This window comes from Yoonia maritima (assembly GCF_003003285.1).
GTDB classification, from domain to species: domain Bacteria; phylum Pseudomonadota; class Alphaproteobacteria; order Rhodobacterales; family Rhodobacteraceae; genus Yoonia; species Yoonia maritima.
This window is the reverse complement of sequence record NZ_PVTP01000003.1, coordinates 1-18,767: the sequence shown is the minus strand read 5'-3', so window position 1 is coordinate 18,767 and position 18,767 is coordinate 1. Positions and strand designations below refer to the sequence as shown.

Annotated in this window: 17 protein-coding genes, 1 tRNA gene and 1 pseudogene; 14 read left to right on the top strand and 5 right to left on the bottom strand. The window is 50.1% G+C overall.

Features of this window, described 5'->3' with window-relative positions; translation table 11 throughout:
- Nucleotides 1-86: 86 nt before the first annotated feature.
- Entirely contained in the window at nt 87-1,130 is a 1,044-nt protein-coding gene (locus CLV80_RS04740) for a type 2 periplasmic-binding domain-containing protein (RefSeq protein WP_106355414.1), read from the bottom strand.
- A gap of 231 nt (nt 1,131-1,361) precedes the next feature.
- Here CLV80_RS04740 and CLV80_RS04735 point away from each other — a divergent pair, with 231 nt between their 5' ends.
- The 9 genes from CLV80_RS04735 to CLV80_RS04695 all read left to right on the top strand — a co-directional run bounded on the left by CLV80_RS04735 (nt 1,362) and on the right by CLV80_RS04695 (nt 10,999).
- A complete protein-coding gene (locus CLV80_RS04735; RefSeq protein ID WP_243394431.1) occupies nt 1,362-1,865 on the top strand; it encodes a DinB family protein in 504 nt (167 codons plus the stop codon).
- A gap of 33 nt (nt 1,866-1,898) precedes the next feature.
- A complete protein-coding gene (gene acuI / locus CLV80_RS04730) occupies nt 1,899-2,882 on the top strand; it encodes an acryloyl-CoA reductase (protein WP_106355410.1) in 984 nt (327 codons plus the stop codon).
- 164 nt (nt 2,883-3,046) lie between these two features.
- The gene (locus tag CLV80_RS04725) at nt 3,047-4,456 is read left to right on the top strand and encodes a cryptochrome/photolyase family protein (RefSeq protein WP_106355407.1); all 1,410 of its coding nucleotides are present in this window, start codon (nt 3,047-3,049) and stop codon (nt 4,454-4,456) included.
- 146 nt (nt 4,457-4,602) lie between these two features.
- Nucleotides 4,603-5,163 carry a TrgA family protein gene (locus CLV80_RS04720; RefSeq protein ID WP_243394429.1) on the top strand — a complete coding sequence of 187 codons (561 nt, stop codon included), beginning with the start codon at nt 4,603-4,605 and terminating at the stop codon, nt 5,161-5,163.
- Between the two features lie 3 nt (nt 5,164-5,166).
- The gene (locus CLV80_RS04715) at nt 5,167-6,282 is read left to right on the top strand and encodes an NUDIX domain-containing protein (protein ID WP_106355402.1); all 1,116 of its coding nucleotides are present in this window, start codon (nt 5,167-5,169) and stop codon (nt 6,280-6,282) included.
- Nucleotides 6,283-6,333: 51 nt separating this feature from the next.
- The gene (locus CLV80_RS04710; protein WP_106356123.1) at nt 6,334-7,365 is read left to right on the top strand and encodes a cysteine synthase A; all 1,032 of its coding nucleotides are present in this window, start codon (nt 6,334-6,336) and stop codon (nt 7,363-7,365) included.
- Nucleotides 7,362-9,653, top strand: coding sequence for a mechanosensitive ion channel family protein (locus CLV80_RS04705; protein WP_106355400.1), 2,292 nt, complete (start codon nt 7,362-7,364; stop codon nt 9,651-9,653). Before CLV80_RS04710 ends, CLV80_RS04705 begins: the two co-directional genes overlap by 4 nt.
- Entirely contained in the window at nt 9,650-10,366 is a 717-nt protein-coding gene (locus CLV80_RS04700; RefSeq protein WP_106355397.1) for an alanyl-tRNA editing protein, read from the top strand. The genes CLV80_RS04705 and CLV80_RS04700 overlap by 4 nt, the downstream gene beginning before the upstream one ends.
- Before the next feature lie 3 nt (nt 10,367-10,369).
- Complete coding sequence (locus CLV80_RS04695) at nt 10,370-10,999, top strand: M35 family metalloendopeptidase (RefSeq protein ID WP_106355395.1); 630 nt, start codon at nt 10,370-10,372, stop codon at nt 10,997-10,999.
- A 19-nt stretch (nt 11,000-11,018) separates the two neighbouring features.
- On the opposite strand, the gene CLV80_RS04690 is transcribed toward CLV80_RS04695, so the two are convergent.
- Nucleotides 11,019-12,158 carry an AI-2E family transporter gene (locus tag CLV80_RS04690; protein ID WP_106355392.1) on the bottom strand — a complete coding sequence of 380 codons (1,140 nt, stop codon included), beginning with the start codon at nt 12,156-12,158 and terminating at the stop codon, nt 11,019-11,021.
- A 128-nt stretch (nt 12,159-12,286) separates the two neighbouring features.
- Between CLV80_RS04690 and CLV80_RS04685 the strand changes: the two genes are divergently transcribed.
- From CLV80_RS04685 to CLV80_RS04670, 4 genes and pseudogenes are all read left to right on the top strand, one after another.
- A tRNA-Ser gene (locus tag CLV80_RS04685) sits at nt 12,287-12,376 on the top strand.
- 150 nt (nt 12,377-12,526) lie between these two features.
- Entirely contained in the window at nt 12,527-13,843 is a 1,317-nt protein-coding gene (locus CLV80_RS04680; RefSeq protein WP_106355390.1) for a tyrosine-type recombinase/integrase, read from the top strand.
- Nucleotides 13,844-14,007: 164 nt separating this feature from the next.
- Entirely contained in the window at nt 14,008-14,325 is a 318-nt protein-coding gene (locus CLV80_RS04675; RefSeq protein WP_106355388.1) for a hypothetical protein, read from the top strand.
- Nucleotides 14,303-14,512: pseudogene (locus CLV80_RS04670) on the top strand (integrase core domain-containing protein); the annotation flags it as partial. The gene CLV80_RS04675 and the pseudogene CLV80_RS04670, both read left to right, overlap by 23 nt.
- Here the strand turns inward: CLV80_RS04670 and CLV80_RS18285 are convergent.
- Nucleotides 14,422-14,613, bottom strand: a complete 192-nt coding sequence (locus CLV80_RS18285; RefSeq protein ID WP_133169752.1) for a hypothetical protein — start codon at nt 14,611-14,613, stop codon at nt 14,422-14,424. The pseudogene CLV80_RS04670 and the gene CLV80_RS18285 sit on opposite strands and share 91 nt — an antisense overlap.
- A gap of 103 nt (nt 14,614-14,716) precedes the next feature.
- A complete protein-coding gene (locus CLV80_RS04665) occupies nt 14,717-15,853 on the bottom strand; it encodes a glycosyltransferase family 4 protein (RefSeq protein WP_106355386.1) in 1,137 nt (378 codons plus the stop codon).
- Nucleotides 15,854-16,090: 237 nt separating this feature from the next.
- Here CLV80_RS04665 and CLV80_RS04660 point away from each other — a divergent pair, with 237 nt between their 5' ends.
- Nucleotides 16,091-17,323 (top strand): lipopolysaccharide biosynthesis protein, encoded by a 1,233-nt coding sequence (locus CLV80_RS04660; RefSeq protein WP_165793324.1) that lies wholly within the window; start codon nt 16,091-16,093, stop codon nt 17,321-17,323.
- An 8-nt stretch (nt 17,324-17,331) separates the two neighbouring features.
- Here the strand turns inward: CLV80_RS04660 and CLV80_RS04655 are convergent, their stop codons facing one another.
- Nucleotides 17,332-18,471 (bottom strand): O-antigen ligase family protein, encoded by a 1,140-nt coding sequence (locus CLV80_RS04655; protein WP_106355382.1) that lies wholly within the window; start codon nt 18,469-18,471, stop codon nt 17,332-17,334.
- Nucleotides 18,472-18,767 lie beyond the last annotated feature (296 nt).

Below are 18,767 nucleotides of genomic sequence, written 5' to 3'. Positions count from 1 at the left end.
AGGCTAAACCGTCGCAGGTGCGGTGGATCAAGATCCACCCTACGCGGTAAAGGCGGCACCTAAGGCGCCACCTGTGCGATAGCTATTTAGAAGCCAGCTTTTATGAGCTCAAACGTTTCTGCTTGGCGTTCGCGCATTGCGTTGCTCATTGGGAGTTGCGCCAAAACAGGAACGTCTATTGTGCCAAGGCCCGATGCGATCAAATCGTCCTCGCTGACTTGGGTCGAAAGTGCGACTGCGTTTGCAGAGCCGTAACCGGCGTCAAGCAGTGGCACAACAGATGCATCTGCAAGCATGGCATTCATATAGTCATAGGCTTTGTCTTCGACGCCGGGACTGTCAGCAAGGTTGACGTAACCGCATAGCCACAGAGATGAGCCTTCTGTGGCCTCGCGTTGAAAGGCAATTGGCCGTTCTTCTTCGACCATGGCCGGATAGGTTTCGTTCCATGCCCAGCTAATTAGGATTTCGCCAGATGAAAGCAGCTGTGCCAGCTCTGCTGGGTCCGTCCAGTAGGTGCGTAGGTTGGGGTGAACTTCACGCAGCCAATTTGAAGCGGCTTCAAATTGTTCATCAGTTGCGTTGGTCCAATTATCGACCCCAGTCGCAAGGTAGGCCAGCGCGTAGGCATCATCGACGTTGTCTGGCAAGGTAAGTCGGCCAGCATAAGCGGGGTTTTTGAAAACTTGCAGGGTCGCAACGTCATCTGCTGGGACTTGTTCAGGGTTATATGCAATGGCTGTTGAGCCAAAATCAGTCGGGATGAAATAGACTGCTTCAGCGGCGGCAACATCTGTGCCCGTTAGATTGCTATCCAAATCACCATATGCGGTGATTTTGTCGATATCCCATGCTTCAATAATACCGCTTTGTGTCCATTTGCTTACAGAGCCAGCGCAGATATGTGCGACATCTGCCTTAAAACCAGAGCGAATTTTTTGGAATGCTTCGTCTTCATCCCCGAAGAACGCGAAGGTTGGAGCGTCGCCGTGCAGTTCCACGTATCCACTGTGAAAAGCCGGATCTTCAAAGCCGGAATAGTCAAAGACCAGTAGATCAGCGTCTTGCGCAGAGGCCGCGGATGTAAGCGCAACAAGTGAAACAGCGCTAAGAAGTGTATTAGATTTCATAAATCGTACTCCCGATTATACTCTGAAAGAGAGATTAGGTCTGCAACGGACGTGCGGCAAGTGGGATTTGATTGTAAGCTGGTGCCATATTTGAAAGGCGTAGCATTTGAGCGATTTCAGCGGTGATGCGCATTGAAATGCACGCGTGTGATTTCTTGACAGGATTGCGAAACTTGCTTTTCTTAGCTGAGTATCCCTGCACCTCGAGTGATTGAAAAAAGGATTTCAACGGTGATTACTCCTGAATACTGCCGCACGATGGCAGCTTATAACAAATGGCAAAATGATGGGCTGCGTGAGATTGTCAAAACCATGGATTCAAAGGCGCTTGAACAAGATCGGGGCGCATTTTTTGGATCTATCATTGCGACGCTGAACCATTTGCTTTGGGGTGATACGCTTTGGATTAGCAGATTTGATGGCGGTCCTGCCCCAGATCAAACCATTAAGGACAGCACGCAATATATGCCAACTTCGGCGACTTGGGCGGCGCAACGGTTTCGTGTGGATGGGCGCATCACACATTGGGCCGATCATGTACACGCCATTGATCTAACTGGTACCTTGCGTTGGTATTCCGGATCGTTGCAACGGGATTTTGAAAAACCGGTGGGCTTATGTGTGATGCAATTGTTTAACCATCAAACACACCATCGCGGACAGGTACATGCAATGCTAACGGCTGCTGGCGAAAAACCTAATGATACTGATCTTCCCTTTATGCCAGAAAGCTGATCCTTTGATGATATCGCAATGAGGGAGGTGCATATGTTCAATGCTTTGATCGTTGAAAAAGGCGAGGATGGGAAAACCACGGCGGGCGTGCAGCAAATTGAGATTGATCAATTGCCTGCTGGCGATGTGACTGTGGCAATCGAATATTCAACCGTGAATTACAAAGATGGGCTTTGTATCGGTCCCGGTGGCGGGCTTGTTCGGAATTACCCACATGTGCCCGGCATTGATTTTGCGGGCACGGTTGAGGCATCTGATGACGCGCGCTATGCGCCGGGTGATAAGGTTGTTCTGACCGGATGGCGTGTCGGAGAAGCGCATTGGGGTGGCTATACTCAAAAGGCCCGAGTGAAGGCTGATTGGTTGGTGCCGCTTCCTACTGGGATCGATACGCGTCACGCGATGGCTGTTGGGACCGCTGGTTTTACGGCTATGCTGGCTGTTATGGCGCTCGAAGATCATGGGATCAAAGATGGTCCGGTGCTGGTTACTGGGGCAGCTGGAGGAGTGGGGTCAGTTGCAACAGCCATTTTGGCAAACCTTGGCTATGATGTCGCCGCAGTGACGGGGCGTCCTGAAACTGCAGATTATCTAACATCGTTGGGTGCAACGCAGATCGTCGCACGTGAAGACATCAACGAAACGACCAAACGTCCGCTTGAGGCGGAAGCGTGGGGTGGCTGTATCGACGCAGTCGGAAGCGCCATGCTTGCGCGCGTGCTGGGACAGATGAAATATGGTGCGTCTGTTGCGGCTGTGGGCCTTGCTGGAGGGGCTGATTTACCCGCAACTGTGATTCCATTTTTGCTGCGCGGGGTGAACCTGCTAGGGATTGATAGTGTCATGCAACCTTATGAAAACCGTTTGCGCGCCTGGGAGCGGATTGCACAAGACCTTCCGATGGCGAAACTTGAAGCGATGATCCAGCCTGCGACGTTGTCGGACTTACCAGATTTGGGGCGCGATATTTTGCAAGGTAAAGTAAAAGGGCGCGTCGTTGTGGATGTGAACGCTTAGGATAAGCGCATTGTAATTGTATGCGCTGCGCGGGTGAGCCACAAAAAGCCACTTGAATTTGGGGCCTTGATGTATTTGCATCAGGGCCCTTTTTATATCACGGGCTTGACCTGCGCCAATCGACGCTAAGTCATGTGAAAATACTTTTAGGACGCAGCGATCATATGAATAACTCACCTATTATAGTCTGGTTTCGGCGCGATTTACGGCTGCGCGATCACGAAGCATTGGCTGCGGCTTGCGCAACGGGGCGGCCTGTGATTCCAGTGTTTATATCTGACACGCTGGTCGACAGCTTAGGTGCTGCGCCGAAAATGCGGCTAGGTCTTGCGGTGGATCATTTTGCAAAGCTGCTCCGATCAAACTCAAGCAATCTGGTATTACGAAAAGGCGATGCGTTAACGGTCTTAAGAGAGCTCGTTGCCGAGACTGGGGCAGGGGCTGTGTATTGGTCACGCCTATATGACCCCCAGCATAAATCGCGTGATACCGCTGTTAAGGCCGCGCTTAAGCAAGACGGAATCGATGTCCACAGTTTCACAGGGCATCTGTTGTTTGAGCCGTGGACAGTTGAAACGAAAATCGGCGGTTTCTACAAGGTATTCACGCCGATGTGGAAGTCTGTGCGTGACCGTAGCTTAGCGATGTCATTGCGTACACCGGATGGAATTGCATCTCCGGATCAGTGGCCAATATCTGAAAGCCTGGAAGATTGGCACATGAGTGCTGCGATGAAGCGCGGTGCTGATGGTTTGGCAACCTACTGTGTCGTCGGAGAGAACGCTGCAGCAGACCGCTTGCAACAGTTTTTAAGTGAAAAAATCGGCCGATATGTGGAAAATAGAAACATACCGGGCGTCGCTGGAACATCTGGGCTGTCGGAAAACCTAACCTATGGAGAGATCAGCCCGCGCCAATGTTGGCACGCAGGTTGGAAGGCTTTGCATGATGGACATGCGGGGGCGGAAACGTTTTTGCGAGAGCTTGTCTGGAGAGAGTTCGCATATCATTTGGCTCACCATACTCCGCGGTTGTTGACCGGTAATTGGAAACCCGAGTGGGATGCCTTTCCGTGGAATACCAATGAAACAGAACATGTTACGGCGTGGAAGCAAGGTCGAACAGGTGTCCCTTTCGTGGACGCTGCAATGCGTGAAATGTACGTAACGGGGGTTATGCATAACCGTGGTCGCATGATTGTTGCATCATATTTAACAAAGCACCTGCTAAGCCATTGGAAAATCGGTTTGGACTGGTTTGCGGATTGTCTGATCGACTGGGATCCGTGTAGCAACGCGATGGGATGGCAGTGGGCGGCCGGATCTGGTCCCGATGCAGCGCCTTACTTTAGGGTTTTTAACCCTATATCACAGCTCGATAAATTTGACCCTCAACGCACATACGCGGATCGTTGGATCGCTGAGGGGAAAGCAAACCCCAGTGATACGGCGCAATCTTATTTCGATATGGTGCCGAAGTCTTGGGGGATATCAAAGCAAGATGCTTATCCTGCAACGATTGTCGATGTGAAGCTAGGGCGTGAACGTGCGTTGGATGCGTATAAAACGCGTTAATCGGGGCCGATAACGGCAAACACGCAACACATTTTATGTTGGGGTGTTTGGTTGGATTTGTCATGCAATTATCTGATAATATTTGTTTATTATTATTATTGATGGTAACTTTGGTGCCGTTTTTGTTCTTGTAGGCGCTTTTACGCATGATCGATCCGATTGTTCATGTGTGCCTCTTGCATGGATTAAGATCATCGCTGAAAATAGGGCTGAAATTTTGCCTGCGGCCTTGGCCTGTGGGCGGGAACAATAAGGATAAAAGATTTATGCCTACTGCTGGACGGCTTGCTGGTGCCGTATTTCTTGCTTTGTATGGTTGGTATATAGCAGGTATCGCAATTCCATATTTTCCAGAAGCAAACGCGCCCGGATATCTAATACCTTTATGTGCTGCTTTAGGGGTGTTTTTTGGATGGCGTATGTTAGGGCGTCATGCTGGGCTTGGGTATCAAGCTGCGATAGGACAAGGCTTAACGGTAGGGCTAGTTTTTGGTTTTAGCGTTTTGTTTGTTATGGGGTTTATGCAGATGATAAGTAAGGCGATGCGACATCATTATGATGGGCCTATGGAAGCATTGCTTGGGTCTTTTACTGAGGCCGGTGTAATCGCGCTATATTTTGCAAGCATAAATATTATCGCATCTATTTTGATTGGCGGCGTCTTGTGTGCTTGGGGCACAGAGTATTTCGCGAAACGATACCCGTAACTTATGAATATTTTCGTGTACGGGACGTTGATGTCCCCCGAACTGTTCCGCGCCGTTTCCGGCAGGTCCGGGTCATCATATTTGACGGCACGGCTGGATGGCTACACCCGTCATACGGTCGATGGCGATGTGGTGCCATTTATTGCGCCTGAGGGAACTGGCCAAGTTACTGGGCTTGTCTGGCTTGATGTGAGCGAGGCGCAGCTGTCCCGCCTTAGCTTGTATGAGGGTGCCTTTGGATATGAATTGCTCCCGATTTCGGTGATCGGGCCCGACGGAGTGCTTGAGGTAATGTGCTATATGCCGCCTGCTGGGATCACTGCTTCTCAAACGCCTTGGTCACTTGCCGAATGGGAAAAAACCCATCTTGCGCCCGCGTTATTGGCTGCGGATGAGCTCTATTCACACGTTCCTTTGCCGGGTCCTGAAACGTTACGTCGGATGTGGCCTATGATTGAAACGCGCGCTTGGGCCAAACATCGTGTGCGGGTTGCGCCTGCAACTGTGCGGCATGATGCTAAGCAAAGCGATGTTTTGGTTGTGTCAAAGCGTCCTCCTATGGGCGAATTCTTTCGGTTGCAGAATATCGATGTGCATCATCGGACCTTTGATGGTGGGCGGTCTGATACTTTGAACAGGGAAGCATTCCTTGTTGTTGATGCCGCTATGGTCCTGCCTTACGATGCTAAGCGCGATAAAGTGTTGTTAATCGAACAGTTTCGGGTTGGTCCTGCAATGCGCCATGATCCCAACCCATGGATGCTCGAGCCGATTGCAGGAATCATTGATGCGCGCGAAACGCCAGAGCAGGCGGCACACCGTGAAGCCGAAGAGGAAGCTGGGCTTAAGATAAGCCATCTTGAACCCATCGGAGAGTTTTATGCCTCTCCCGGTGCGAATACTGATTATTTTTACACCTATATCGGCCTATGTGAACTATTGGCAGACGCGCCGTATTTTGGCGGTTTAGCGGACGAAGGAGAAGACATTCGCTTGCATCCAATGCGTTTTGACGATGCTATCGCGCTTGCAGATAGTGGCGAAATCCAAGTTGGACCGCTGTTGTTGATGCTGAATTGGCTTGCACGCCATCGTGACCGACTTCGCAGCATGGCTTGAGTTCACGCGAGCGCGGTTCTACACAGGTAGAACGTAATGAAAGGCGCCGCTATGACCATCCGAAACGACCTTGCCGATGCAGTTGGCAATACGCCACTGATTAAACTTCGCGCTGCATCCGAGGCGACAGGGTGTACGATTTTAGGCAAAGCTGAATTTTTGAACCCCGGGCAGTCTGTTAAGGATCGCGCGGCGCTTTATATGATCAAAGATGCAATCGCGCGTGGCGACCTAAAGCCGGGCGGGACAATCGTTGAAGGCACTGCTGGGAATACTGGTATTGGGCTTGCGCTTGTTGGTGCGTCTATGGGGTTCAAAACCGTAATTGTGATTCCTGAAACGCAAAGTCAGGAAAAGAAAGACATGCTACGTCTTGCAGGCGCGCAGTTGGTAGAAGTGCCGGCTGCACCGTATCGCAATCCAAACAATTTTGTTCGTTATTCTGAACGCTTGGCGATTGAACTTAATAAGGTTTTACCGAACGGGGCCGTTTGGGCGAACCAATTTGATAATGTCGCAAACCGCCAATCACACATCGAAACCACTGGGCCAGAGATTTGGGAACAAACCGATGGTAAAGTGGATGGATTCATCTGTGCTTGTGGATCTGGTGGTACGCTGACAGGTGTTGCTATGGCGTTGCAGCCGAAGGGTGTGAAAATTGGATTGGCTGATCCTGATGGCGCGGCGCTGTATTCGTTTTACACAACCGGCGAGCTGAAGATGGAAGGCGGTTCGATCTCGGAAGGGATTGGCCAGGGGCGCATCACCAAAAACCTCGAAGGTCTCAAACCTGATTTTTGCTACAATATCAATGATCAAGAGGCCGTTCCTATTGTTTTTGATCTATTGCAAGACGAAGGTCTGTGTATGGGCGGGTCAACGGGTGTGAACATCGCTGGTGCAATCCGTATGGCGCGTGACATGGGGCCAGGCCATACAATTGTGACCGTGTTGTGCGACTATGGTACACGCTATCAATCAAAGTTGTATAATCCCGAATTCCTACGGGAAAAGGGCCTTCCGGTTCCTGAATGGCTTGAGGCCGAAGTGAACCTCCCCTCCGTTTTTGAGACCACATGATCCGCAATTTCTGTCTCGTCTTTTGCCTTGCTGTGATTTGGCCCTTGGCTGGGTTCACGCAAGATTTGCCCGAAGAGGCCGCTCAGACGTGGGAACAGGTCGCGACACGTGCCGAAAGTGTGGCCTTGCGCGATGATGTGTCGCAATTTGCGATGAAACGTCTACGCGCAGAGCTGGTCATTTGGCGTGATCGATTTCTTGAACGCACAACGCTTAACGCGGGGCGGGTGGCGACGGTTGATGCGCAAATTGCGGCGCTGGGGCCGGTGCCTGAGTCCGGCGAAGAGGCGGATTCAATCAGTGATCGGCGCGCTGCACTGGCTGCGCAACGGCAGACTCTGGTTGCGCCACGGCTTTTGGCCGAGGAAGCCTATGCGCGCGCAAACGGATTAATTGGCGAATTCGACGCGTATGTTTTGCAGCAACAAAAGGATGTTTTGACCGAAAGGGGGGATGTTCCCCTGAATCCCATTTACCTAGCACCTGCGATCACTGCGGTTTGGACGATGCTTGAAAACTTGGCCGTTGAAACACGCGCAGGTTTTTCTGTCCAAATCGAACAGGATACACTGTTGCCAAAGCTACCACGGGCGGGCTTTTTTCTTTTGCTTGCAGTTGCGTTGCTGGGGGCTGGGCGTCGGCAGGTGACGGCATGGCGAGCTGCATTGACTGAAATTGACGGGCGACTGATGGCGCTTTGGCTGTTTGGTCTCTCTCTCTTGCAGATATTGGTTCCTGTACTTGGCCTTGAGGCATTGACCACGGCGCTTGAAACACTGGATGTGTTTGGCGTCACAGGCAGGGCCATTGTGGCGCGTATGCCTTGGGCGGGGTCTGTGGTTGTGTTTGCATGGTGGCTCAGCCGTCAAATTTTCCCCACCGGGCAGCGGTGCGGTTATTTGGGGTATGACGCGGACACGCGCGCGGCCGGGCGGCGATATGGCCTAACCATCGCATGGGTCGTTGCAGTTACTTCGTTGTTTGACGCCGGTATCAACACCATTGATGTTGCCAGTGGTGTCGTTGGCGCGATTGAGCTTCCTGCGATGATTATTGTTTCATTGTTGCTGTGGCGGTTTGGTGTCGCCGTTAAGACCAAGCCAGTCGCGATCGATGGGCAAACAGTATCGCAAGGACGGGTTCGAGGTGTCGTTGGCAAGGTCTGCATCGTCTTTGCTGTTGTGACGCCAATAATGGTGGCCATTGGATACGGTGCTGGTCGCAACTTGATTTTCTCGTGGCTTCTTACGCTGGGCGTTATCGGTGTGGTTCATATTCTACAGCGATTAGTGCATGATCTAAGTGCACCAAAGGACGCGTCTGACGAACAGGGCACGGGCGTTCTTGCGCTGATGCCAGTGCTGATAAACTTGGGGCTATATCTGGCAAGCCTCCCTATTATTGCACTGGTGTGGGGTGCACGTGTCGACGATTTAGTCGAAATATGGGCGCGCTTTCGTGAAGGTTTCGCTCTTGGTGATAGCCGCATTTCCCCAATGGATTTCGTGACCTTTGCGCTGGTTTTTGGACTGGGGTATCTGCTGACCCGTACGATACAAGGCACGTTGCGAAAGACCGTTCTACCGCGCACCCGGCTTGACCTTGGTGGTCAAAATGCTGTCGTCGCCGGGTTCGGTTATGTCGGGATTATTCTGGCAGCGATTGTCGCGATCACGAGCGCGGGGATTGATCTGTCAAATCTTGCGATTGTTGCTGGTGCGCTATCTGTCGGTATCGGTTTTGGTCTTCAGAACATCGTTTCAAATTTTGTGTCTGGGATCATTTTGCTGATCGAACGGCCTGTCAGCGAAGGCGATTGGATCGAAGTCGGTGGGCAGATGGGCTACGTCCGTTCTATCTCAGTAAGATCAACACGGATCGAAACGTTTGACCGGACAGATGTAATTGTTCCGAACGCTGATTTGGTTAGCGGGCAGGTGACAAACTGGACACACGGTAATTTGGTTGGTCGCGCCATCGTTCCGGTTGGCGTTGCCTACGGAACTGACGTTGAAAAGGTCACCACGATCCTGCGTGAAATCGCAGAAGCTCATCCGTTGGTGATCATGACGCCACCACCGAATGTTTTGTTCATTGGTTTTGGCGCGGATTCGCTCGACTTTGAAATTCGGGCAATCTTACGCGATGTGAACTTTGTGCTGTCCACAAAGTCTGAGATCAACCATGCAATCGCGAAACGGTTCGCCCAAGAGGGTATCGAAATCCCATTTGCGCAGCGCGATATTTGGCTGCGAAACCCAGAAGCCCTGGACGGAGGAAAAGAATGACCGACCTGCTATTTCGCGATGATGCGTATTTGCGCGAAGCAAAGGGCAGGGTGGTTGCGATTACCTCTGAAGGGGGGATCGTGCTGGATCAAACTGTCTTTTATCCAACCTCGGGTGGGCAGCCGGGCGATAGCGGCATGTTGGTCTGGGATGGTGGTGCCATAGATATTGCGACCGCTGTGAAGGGGGAAGGCGACAGTGTCGTTCTGCTTCCTGCTGAACCCGCTGCATTGCCGTCAGAAGGCATCGTTGTAACGCAAAGTATCAACTGGGATCGGCGTCACCGTTTGATGCGCGTTCATACAGCGTTGCATCTATTGTCGGTTGTCATTCCATTGCCTGTGTCTGGTGGGGCGATTGCATCTGATAAGGGGCGTCTTGACTTTGATATGCCAGGAGCACCCGAAGATAAGGCCGCGCTAGAGGATGATCTAAACCGCCTTATTGCTTGCGACATGGATGTAAGTTCAGAATGGATCACAGATGATGAACTTGATGCTCAGCCTGATTTGGTAAAGACCATGTCGGTCCAGCCCCCGCGCGGAAGCGGCAAAATCCGCTTGGTCCGAATTGGTGTGGGGAATGAAACCGCAGATCTGCAGCCTTGTGGTGGTACACATGTCGCCAATACCCAAGAAATCGGGCGTGTTCGGCTGGGGAAGATTGAAAAGAAGGGTCGCCAGAACCGGCGAGTCTATCTACATCTGGAGTAATTGATGAAACCTTTTGGTATTGCTGTCATAGTGACGTTTTGTTGTTCTCCGGCTTTCGCTGATAATTTTGTTGGCTGTAGCAAAGAAGAAGCACACATCGTTGATACGGCATTTCGCAACGCAAAGGCGCTTACGCTAAAAGCTGCGACAACAATCGGTGACACGCCCGAATACGCCCGTTGGTTTGGTGAATATTCGACAGCGAATGCAGAAAATGTACGTTCAAACCTTAAGGCCGTCGTAGGCGCAATCCGTAGCGGCAGTGTCACCGCGCAGTGTAATCAACGTTTCGAAGACGGCTGCGATGCAGGGGAGTATGCTTGGGTGTACCCGAACGAGGCTTATTTGATGCATCTATGTCCGCCGTTCTTTACGCTCCCGCAGTTAACGGCGTTAGAACCCGGTGCACAGGAAAGCAATAATGGGACGCAAGAAGGAACGATCGTGCATGAACTGTCACATTTTTTACGTGTTGCGGGAACGGATGACTATTGCTACTCGCGTAGTGCCTGCGCTGAAATGGCGGACACCGACACCCATAGGGCGATAGATAACGCTGACAGCTATCAGTATTTCACAGAGGACGTGACGTACTACGCGCGCCAACGCATTTCTGGAAAACCGTCCCAATAGGGGGCTGATTACTGCGGTTTTATCGTCGGCGCTCGTGCCCGAACAAATCATGATCGAGCGGTTGATCAAGCATCTGTTCAGTCTCGGCCAGCCCTTCACGTGACAATAAAATCGCAAGCGGGCGCAAGCCGGGTACATAGCTGCATACCACCAACATCATAACCATGATGGGGACAGACAAGAACATTCCCGGCACGCCCCAAACCGCGCCCCAGAACGCCAACGACAAAATAATCCCGAATGATGACAGTCGCAGCGCACGCCCCATAAGCATCGGATCAATAATGCTGCCATTTACAAATTGAATGACCGCAGAGATCGAAAAAATAGCCAACGTAACGGCTGAATCCCCGATTTGTACATGCGTGATAAGTGCAATCAAGAACGTTGCGATGATCGAGCCGATATTTGGAATAAAGTTCAAGACGAACGTGATGATCCCAATGGATGACGCCAGTTCAAGCCCAAAAGCCTTTGCCAACAAAAATACCATCCCACCAGTGATGGCGCTAATCAGTGTTTTTACAAGCAGATAATAGTTCACGCGGTGAATGATAGATTGGATAATTTTACCTATCCGTACCGCTTGGGCTTCGTTGCCGACGAAATTATTCAGTTTGGTTTGAAACCAGATGCGTTCCGCGAATAGGAACCCGACAAACAGGATAACAAGCACCGTAGCTTGCATGATGCCACTGGCTTGGCTCGCGGCGGTGCGTGCATAGCTCTGTACGTCGATGGATCGGAGCGCATTCAGGACTGCGAGCTCACTATCGTCGCCCATCCAAGCAAATAAAGACGCGATCGCCGATGGCGCACGTTCTGTATACGATAGGGTTGTAACAAGGACGGTGTTCACCTGTGCCAATAGAATCGAAGCAAGCATTAATAACGCGGTGGCAATCAGAACCATTGCGACAAGGCTGGCCAATGCATTGGGGATGCGAAATGGCCCGATACGCTGGCGTGCGATGAAGGTAATGACGTCACTTGTTAGGCTGAAAAGAATGATCGCAGTGGCAAGTGTGATAAGCATGAAGCGCGCTTGCACAAGCAAAAACAGGACGACAGCAAAGGCAATGATCACAACGGCACCCGTCTGCAGCCGGTTTGAATCACGCTTTTCACCAGCGCCTGTTACTTGAAGGTCATTGTGCATATGAGCATGTCATTAGTCGTTTAAGTTGTCTTACTATATGGTCCAGACGACGGCAGGGTAAACACCTGCAAAAACATATCTATTTGGTCTTGCAAAGGTGGGGCAGATAAGGCTAAACCGCGCCCCACGGACAGGTGGCCGAGTGGTCGAAGGCGCACGCCTGGAAAGTGTGTAGGCGGGAGACCGTCTCCAGGGTTCGAATCCCTGTCTGTCCGCCACTAAACTGCCCGTATGTTGGGCGTTTATTCACGAATTATTGCATCTTTTCAGCCCTGTAAGGTTTTATTAACCTTTTGTGGTCAGTCTTTTTCGCATGAATTCCCGCATATAATCCCGCATAGGCGGTGCATTTTAGAGGAGGCTTGTGGATGGGCTTAACCCTAGATCGTGGGCGTTATTATTTTGTACTGAACGTCCCAAAGGAGTTGTTTGGTAAGGTGGTAGGCCGGAACGGCCAACCTGTGCGGCAGATACGTCAAGCTTTGAAGACTGCGGATCGCAGTGTCGCGAAGCGTAAGGCATTTGCGCTTGAAGAGCTCAAGCGCGCCGAATGGCAGTTATTGCGTCTTGGTGAAGATGCCCTAGCATATCAAAAATACGAGGCTGCGAAGCAGATATCAGAGTCACATGGGTTTGAGTATATCCCCAGTGATGTGCTCTTGCAGCGGTCCTTTCAAGACAACCTGCCGCGTTTGAAAGCTGCCGCAGGCCGAGAGAACAATCCGCCACCGCCTGAAGTTGCCAACGCCATTTTGGGCGGGGTCGATGTAGCGCTTCCGCCGCTTCGCATCGTCTTGTCGGAATACATCGCGCTCACCAAAACCAAACACATCCGTAAATCTGATCGACAGCGACACCTTTGGCAATTGCCAAGAGAGCGCGCTGTCACCAACTTTGAAAGGGCCGTGCCAAAACGAAGCGCCGTCGGCATTGATAAGATCACACGTGATGATGCGTTGAAGTTCCGGGACTGGTGGGGCCAGCGTATTCAGACTGGTGAAACCCGTGCGGAAACGGCCAACAAGGACTTTGGACACCTGTCGCAACTGCATCGGGAATGGTGCGAACTCAAAGGACATACGGGTCTTGAGAACCCGTTCGCCAAGCTTCGTTTCGACAAGGCCATTGATCCATTAGTCACGCGACCGCCATTCTCTCGGGCGTGGATCCAATCGAAGCTGCTGGGTCAAGGCGCGCTGGACGGGTTGAACGCTGAGGCTGCGGATGCCCTGCTCGTGATGGTTAACACTGGGCTCAGGCCATCTGAGATACTGTCCTGTCCGTTGGACGACTTCTGCCTTGACCAAGACATCCCCTTCATTCGCGTCGCGGCACATGGGCGCGAGCTAAAACAGCGCCACACGGCACGGGACATTCCTTTGCTTGGCACCTCTCTTGCGGCGGCAAAGCGGATTGTCGCGCGCGGCGGCATAACCCGCTATCTACATAAGGCGAATACTTGGTCGAGCTTGGTCAACAAATACCTAGAGAACAACGGCCTCAAAGAAACGCCCGCACACACGGCCTATAGCCTGCGCCACTATGTTGAGGACGCCTTATTGGCGGCTGGCGTGGATGATCGGATCCGCGCTGATATCCTTGGTCACAAATACGCGCGACCTGTTTATGGCTCTGGCGGTGGGTTGAAAATGCGTAACGATGCGCTCAACAAGATAAAATTGTGAACCACTTTTCACTTTCTGATTGACTTTGCGACAGGCTACCTCCTGTTGGGGTAGGACGAGTTCACCACACTGAGGAGCCACCTCGCTAGTCTACCCTGCCTTCGTCACCCGCCCCCTGAATACCCCAAATAGCCACTTGGCTTGACCAAGTGAAAGGAGATTGAATGTCTATGCAAATAGGCAATGGCGGAGCTATGTCTGAAACCAAGTTTTCAGAACATGCTTCCCACGCCGACGACTCCCCGCAAATTGAACCACCTGAACCTCTTCTGCGCCAAAGACATAAAGGGCTTGCCTTACCGTTAGATTACCTTGGTCCGCTTCGCGAACCAGTCGAAGCCATCGCCAAGCTCACCGACGCACCCATTGAGATTGCCTTTCAATCTGTGTTGGGGACAGTCGCCCTTTTCACACAGCATATTTGCGACGTTGAAACGCTTGCAGGGCCTGCACCGTTAACCGACGGACAACGCGTTCATTGAAGCATTTAACGGCAAGTTCCGTCAAGAATGTCTGAACGCGCATTGGTTCTTGAGCCTTGCAGATGCCGCAGAAAAGTTGGAGACTTGGCGTAGATACTACAATGAAGAACGGCCCCACAGCGCGATCGGGAATAAGTCTCCGATCATGCTAGTAAAATCAGACGGTGACACCAGCCCACCAATCTGACGAAAGCCGGAAATATCTAGATCCAGGTGGTCCAAGGTTGGGGGCAAGTGCAATTTCAATATCCCAATGATCTTTTCTTCACTAAAACGGCTTCTCTTCATCGTCTGTCTCCTTGTTGGAGAACAGGCTAATTCAAAACACTGGACTTTTCAGGGGAGCAGGTCACAGCCCCCCTCAACACAGGTCAAAATCATTACCCCCTTCTCACGTTAAACGATACAGACTGTTCAAAATTTCTGAAATTGCCCGCTCTGAAAAGTTATCTTTCACGCTATCCAAATTTTTCTGATGCCATGTCTGCATGTCACCAGAAGACGATAATAACGACTTTATACTATCTATAGTTTGGCCCAAGTTGTCCCGATCCTCGACAACGAAAGAGGCATCTCCGGCGATCTGCTCGCTGAAACCGTGGTTTGTTACAATTGGGATACAGCCTTGGCTCATAGCTTCGGTGAGAGCGTTTGAATGACCCTCTCCGTACCAATGGGACAAGAAGACAAAGAAATGTGCCTTGGACAATGCCGCCTGAATTTTGGGATAAGGTTGTGGTCCATGAAACTTGAGAATTTCAGGAGCATTCAATATTTCGGATACCTCGTTTTTAAAATCCGAACTTACACGGCCAAAGACATCAAACTGGACTTTTATACCTTTTTCGTGAAGTGCCTTGACCAGTTGTGCGCCATGCTTGACACCCTTTGCGTCATTCACTGCGCCCACGTAGACGAACCGAATGATATCGTTAGGTTTTGGCGGTACTGTCGATGGAATTTCGTTATCCAAGATAAAGTTTGGCAAATGATGGATGGTTAAGTCGGGCCTCATTTCCTGAAGAAAAGGGATAAATCGCTCACCTTCAACTGAGATCGCATCAGCGAGGTCCATAAATTTTCGGAAGAGATGTTGGTAGAGTGGCCCGAATTTTTCATAGTCTTTCACAAGGCGGCCTGCCCTGAGATCAATGATAACCTTGTTGTCATTTCGTTTGAGGCGCTTAACCAGCATATATTCCCAAAGCAAAAATTGTTTATAGAGGGGCGTTATGTGACACAAAGTGTTAGTACTACATTGGGTCGCGTCGTTTTTTATTTTCCGAAAGCTACGATGGTAAACAGAAAGCTTGCTTAAAGAGCCATGTGTTTCGCCACCAGAGTAGGCACACTCAAAAACGTTAAACCCCAACCTTTCTTGCAAATCAGAGAGCCGCCTATTGGCAGCTTCAAAGCCTCCAGGTGCTGGGATATTCTTGCCAGCAATTGGACCAATGATTACGATAGATTTGGACACGCCTTCAGAGGCTGATTGCTCTTGGACTGGACTGATGTCTGAATACGTCATGGCCTCACCTTTTGCGAAATATATGTCTATTTAATTGCCTCATAACTCGCATCTTGCTAACATCTTTTGCAACGTTATTTTTCATTATACTTCCTCCATTACTAGATGTACTGACCAACCTCCTTCTACGGTAGATTGATCACTTCTGTTAGAGCAAGAGCAAGTATATGAGTGAATCTGGTACCCCCAGCCTATGCTGACGTAATTTGGATATATATGTTTAGTCGTCGAAAGCTATTGAGTGACTCCTTACTTCTTCTCGCCGCGAAGGTTGGGGGGATTGGGGTCCAACTCGTAACAACAATTTTTCTGGCCCGTTCACTCGCTCTTGAAGCTATGGGGCTTTACGCCCTTTTCTACACAGCAATAGGTATTTCCAGAGCTGCAGGTCCGCTTGGGATTGATCAAGCTTCGACACGCCTAATTGCGATGGCTGAGGCCGGAAATCATACTCGTGTTTCACATATATCCCTCGCGGGCAGCGGATTAACATTATTGATGGGACTCACACTTGGTGGCGCGATTTGGGCTTGTTCTGAATTTTCTGGACTTTTAAATGCCTATAGTCCGACCGAAATGATTATTTTTTCCGTAGGCATCCCTGTATTCATGGGAATAGGGCTCTTGCTTGGGCAAATCCGAGGGATGGGACACAATCTTTTAGCACAAGCCCCCGATGCCTTAGGGCTGCACGTCTTGTTATTGATTCAAATACTCTTTTTACGTGCTGATGGCGCTTTAACACTAACATCCGCAATGGCTTCGCTGGCTATTGCAGGCTGGGCCGTATTCATTTTTCAATGCATCGTACGATTGAATCTTGGGAAACTGTTTCTAGGCCTACCCTCCAAGCATACCATACGCGAGTTGATCACAGAAGGACTGCGGATTTTCCAAGCGCACTTTCTCACGGTTGCGACCACCAACCTTCCTGTATTTTTTGCCGCTGCCCTCGCCGGGCCTGCAGCCGTTGCTATATTTGAGATTGCTCGTCGATTTGGGAATCTATTCTCAGTACTTACATCATCAATCGGTGCGACTTATAGTCCGAGTTTTGCAAAGTTCTCCCAGTCAGGGGAAACTCAAAGGCTCAAGCGTCTTATTCTCGATGCAGGTATGTTGGCCGGCGGCGCAGCATTTATTTATGCTGTACTCATCGCGCTTCTTGGAAAGCACGTCATTGGGATATTTTTCCCGCAAAGCTATTTGGCGGCTGTTCAGCCGATGGTCATCATTGCTGTCGCCACAGCTATAAATGCAACCTTTAGCTCGGTATCAACATGTTATCTAATGTCGGGCCGATCTCATATTGTCCGCAACTTTACATTAGCAGCCTTTGGCATTGTCTGTCTGATAAGCTGGTGGCTTGGTCCTGTTTTTGGGGCCACCGGAATTTCGATAGCAATTATTCTTTCTCGGTTAACCCGAGATGGCGGTATAGCTTACCATTTTTGGAAAAGGTCTAGGTAGTGATTTTTCTAACCTAGTTCTCTTTGTAAAGCCTTCGCCTTTTCTTCAGACAATTCTTTCATAGCCAGCGAATAGCAAATCACCGCGAAAAATAGAAATATTGCATTGGGGCGCACTAATAATGCATTTGAAATGCAAGAGGTAAGCGCGAGTGCCGCAAACGGTGCAAAGAGGTTACCCCTCTTGTAGCTTGAGCCTAGATAGAACCATCCTGCGACGACTAGTGCCCCAAAGAGCCCAGATTCCCAAATATATTTTAGGATATCAGAATGTGAGTCTTTATAATCCCACCACCATATACCTGTGCGTAACAAGTCCGTTCCCGGACCTGTCCCAAACAGAAATGTGGGCACGCCACGTTGGTAGATTCTTGTCAATCGTTCAGCATAATTAGGAATACGTCCACTTGAAAATTGGGATAACTCATTAACATCCCCAAAGACAAAAAAAGCAGTAAATGCAGCCAAGACAAAGCCAGCTACTATATATAAATACGGAGAAACGCCCAATCTATTTCTATCGTCTCGGAAAACCTGTAATCCAACAATGATAATGAGAAAAAGTATAGGTGTGCGAACACCATTGCCTATAATTAAGAAAATGAGCGCGCCACATATCACGATGAAAATATTCCGTGAAACCTCATGTTGCCGATGAAGTGTGAATGCAGCAAGCATTAGAATGACTAAAATATAGCCAGTTGTGTGCAACCCCGCAGTAAACGGGGCAAATCGTGGAGAAAAATTAAGAATTTCTTTCGGCAAAAGCAGTGCGTGCCCAAGAGCTGACGCAATAAATATATAAAGTATCCACTTGAGAAGTCTGGCTGAGATTTGGCTTCGCCCTGCTAAAATCCCCAAAAACATAAAAAATACGCTTCCCTGGCGAACCCCGACAAGCATGCTTGGGGGAAAGGGAGTAGGATCATTTGCCCAAACGAGAGACCCTATAATCCAGCATATAGAGATGCCCCAAATAGGAAGAGCAAACTTCAACACATCCAAATGGCGGCCACGCCCAAAATTTATGAGCGCCACGGAAACATACCCTACCATAAGAGCACCACTTATGGCGCTCGCTAGCCCTTCGGGCACATAATCAAATGCTAAAACGAATAAAGCATGGCCAGCTAAAATAACATTTATCATATGACCTCAGATCTTAGGATTAACTGCCAAATATAATATGAAATCCCGACCATAGGCTTATAAAATCTTTCACGTTCAATACCAATAGTTGCGCAAAGAGAAAACTAACTTATCGGACCTTTATCATGCAGGTGTTGCGCAAACTGTAGGCGATGCGAACGTCCCACTAAGGAACATAAAACATTATCACTTTAGAGTATCTGGACCTGTCGCGGATTTGTTCCGCTCCTTTGACTTGGTATTTTGCCTCAAAGGAGAAACGAAATGGCATCACCACAACGAACCCCAGAATTCAG

Coding starts and splice junctions, on each gene's coding strand:
- CLV80_RS04710 (WP_106356123.1), top strand. CDS start 6,334: ATGACCATCCGAAACGACCTTGCCGATGCAGTTGGCAATACGCCACTG.
- CLV80_RS04680 (WP_106355390.1), top strand. CDS start 12,527: ATGGGCTTAACCCTAGATCGTGGGCGTTATTATTTTGTACTGAACGTC.
- CLV80_RS04695 (WP_106355395.1), top strand. CDS start 10,370: ATGAAACCTTTTGGTATTGCTGTCATAGTGACGTTTTGTTGTTCTCCG.
- CLV80_RS04725 (WP_106355407.1), top strand. CDS start 3,047: ATGAATAACTCACCTATTATAGTCTGGTTTCGGCGCGATTTACGGCTG.
- CLV80_RS04665 (WP_106355386.1), bottom strand. CDS start 15,853: ATGACGTATTCAGACATCAGTCCAGTCCAAGAGCAATCAGCCTCTGAA.
- CLV80_RS04715 (WP_106355402.1), top strand. CDS start 5,167: ATGAATATTTTCGTGTACGGGACGTTGATGTCCCCCGAACTGTTCCGC.
- CLV80_RS04705 (WP_106355400.1), top strand. CDS start 7,362: ATGATCCGCAATTTCTGTCTCGTCTTTTGCCTTGCTGTGATTTGGCCC.
- acuI (WP_106355410.1), top strand. CDS start 1,899: ATGTTCAATGCTTTGATCGTTGAAAAAGGCGAGGATGGGAAAACCACG.
- CLV80_RS04655 (WP_106355382.1), bottom strand. CDS start 18,471: ATGATAAATGTTATTTTAGCTGGCCATGCTTTATTCGTTTTAGCATTT.
- CLV80_RS04700 (WP_106355397.1), top strand. CDS start 9,650: ATGACCGACCTGCTATTTCGCGATGATGCGTATTTGCGCGAAGCAAAG.
- CLV80_RS04675 (WP_106355388.1), top strand. CDS start 14,008: ATGTCTATGCAAATAGGCAATGGCGGAGCTATGTCTGAAACCAAGTTT.
- CLV80_RS04720 (WP_243394429.1), top strand. CDS start 4,603: ATGATCGATCCGATTGTTCATGTGTGCCTCTTGCATGGATTAAGATCA.
- CLV80_RS04740 (WP_106355414.1), bottom strand. CDS start 1,130: ATGAAATCTAATACACTTCTTAGCGCTGTTTCACTTGTTGCGCTTACA.
- CLV80_RS18285 (WP_133169752.1), bottom strand. CDS start 14,613: ATGAAGAGAAGCCGTTTTAGTGAAGAAAAGATCATTGGGATATTGAAA.
- CLV80_RS04690 (WP_106355392.1), bottom strand. CDS start 12,158: ATGCACAATGACCTTCAAGTAACAGGCGCTGGTGAAAAGCGTGATTCA.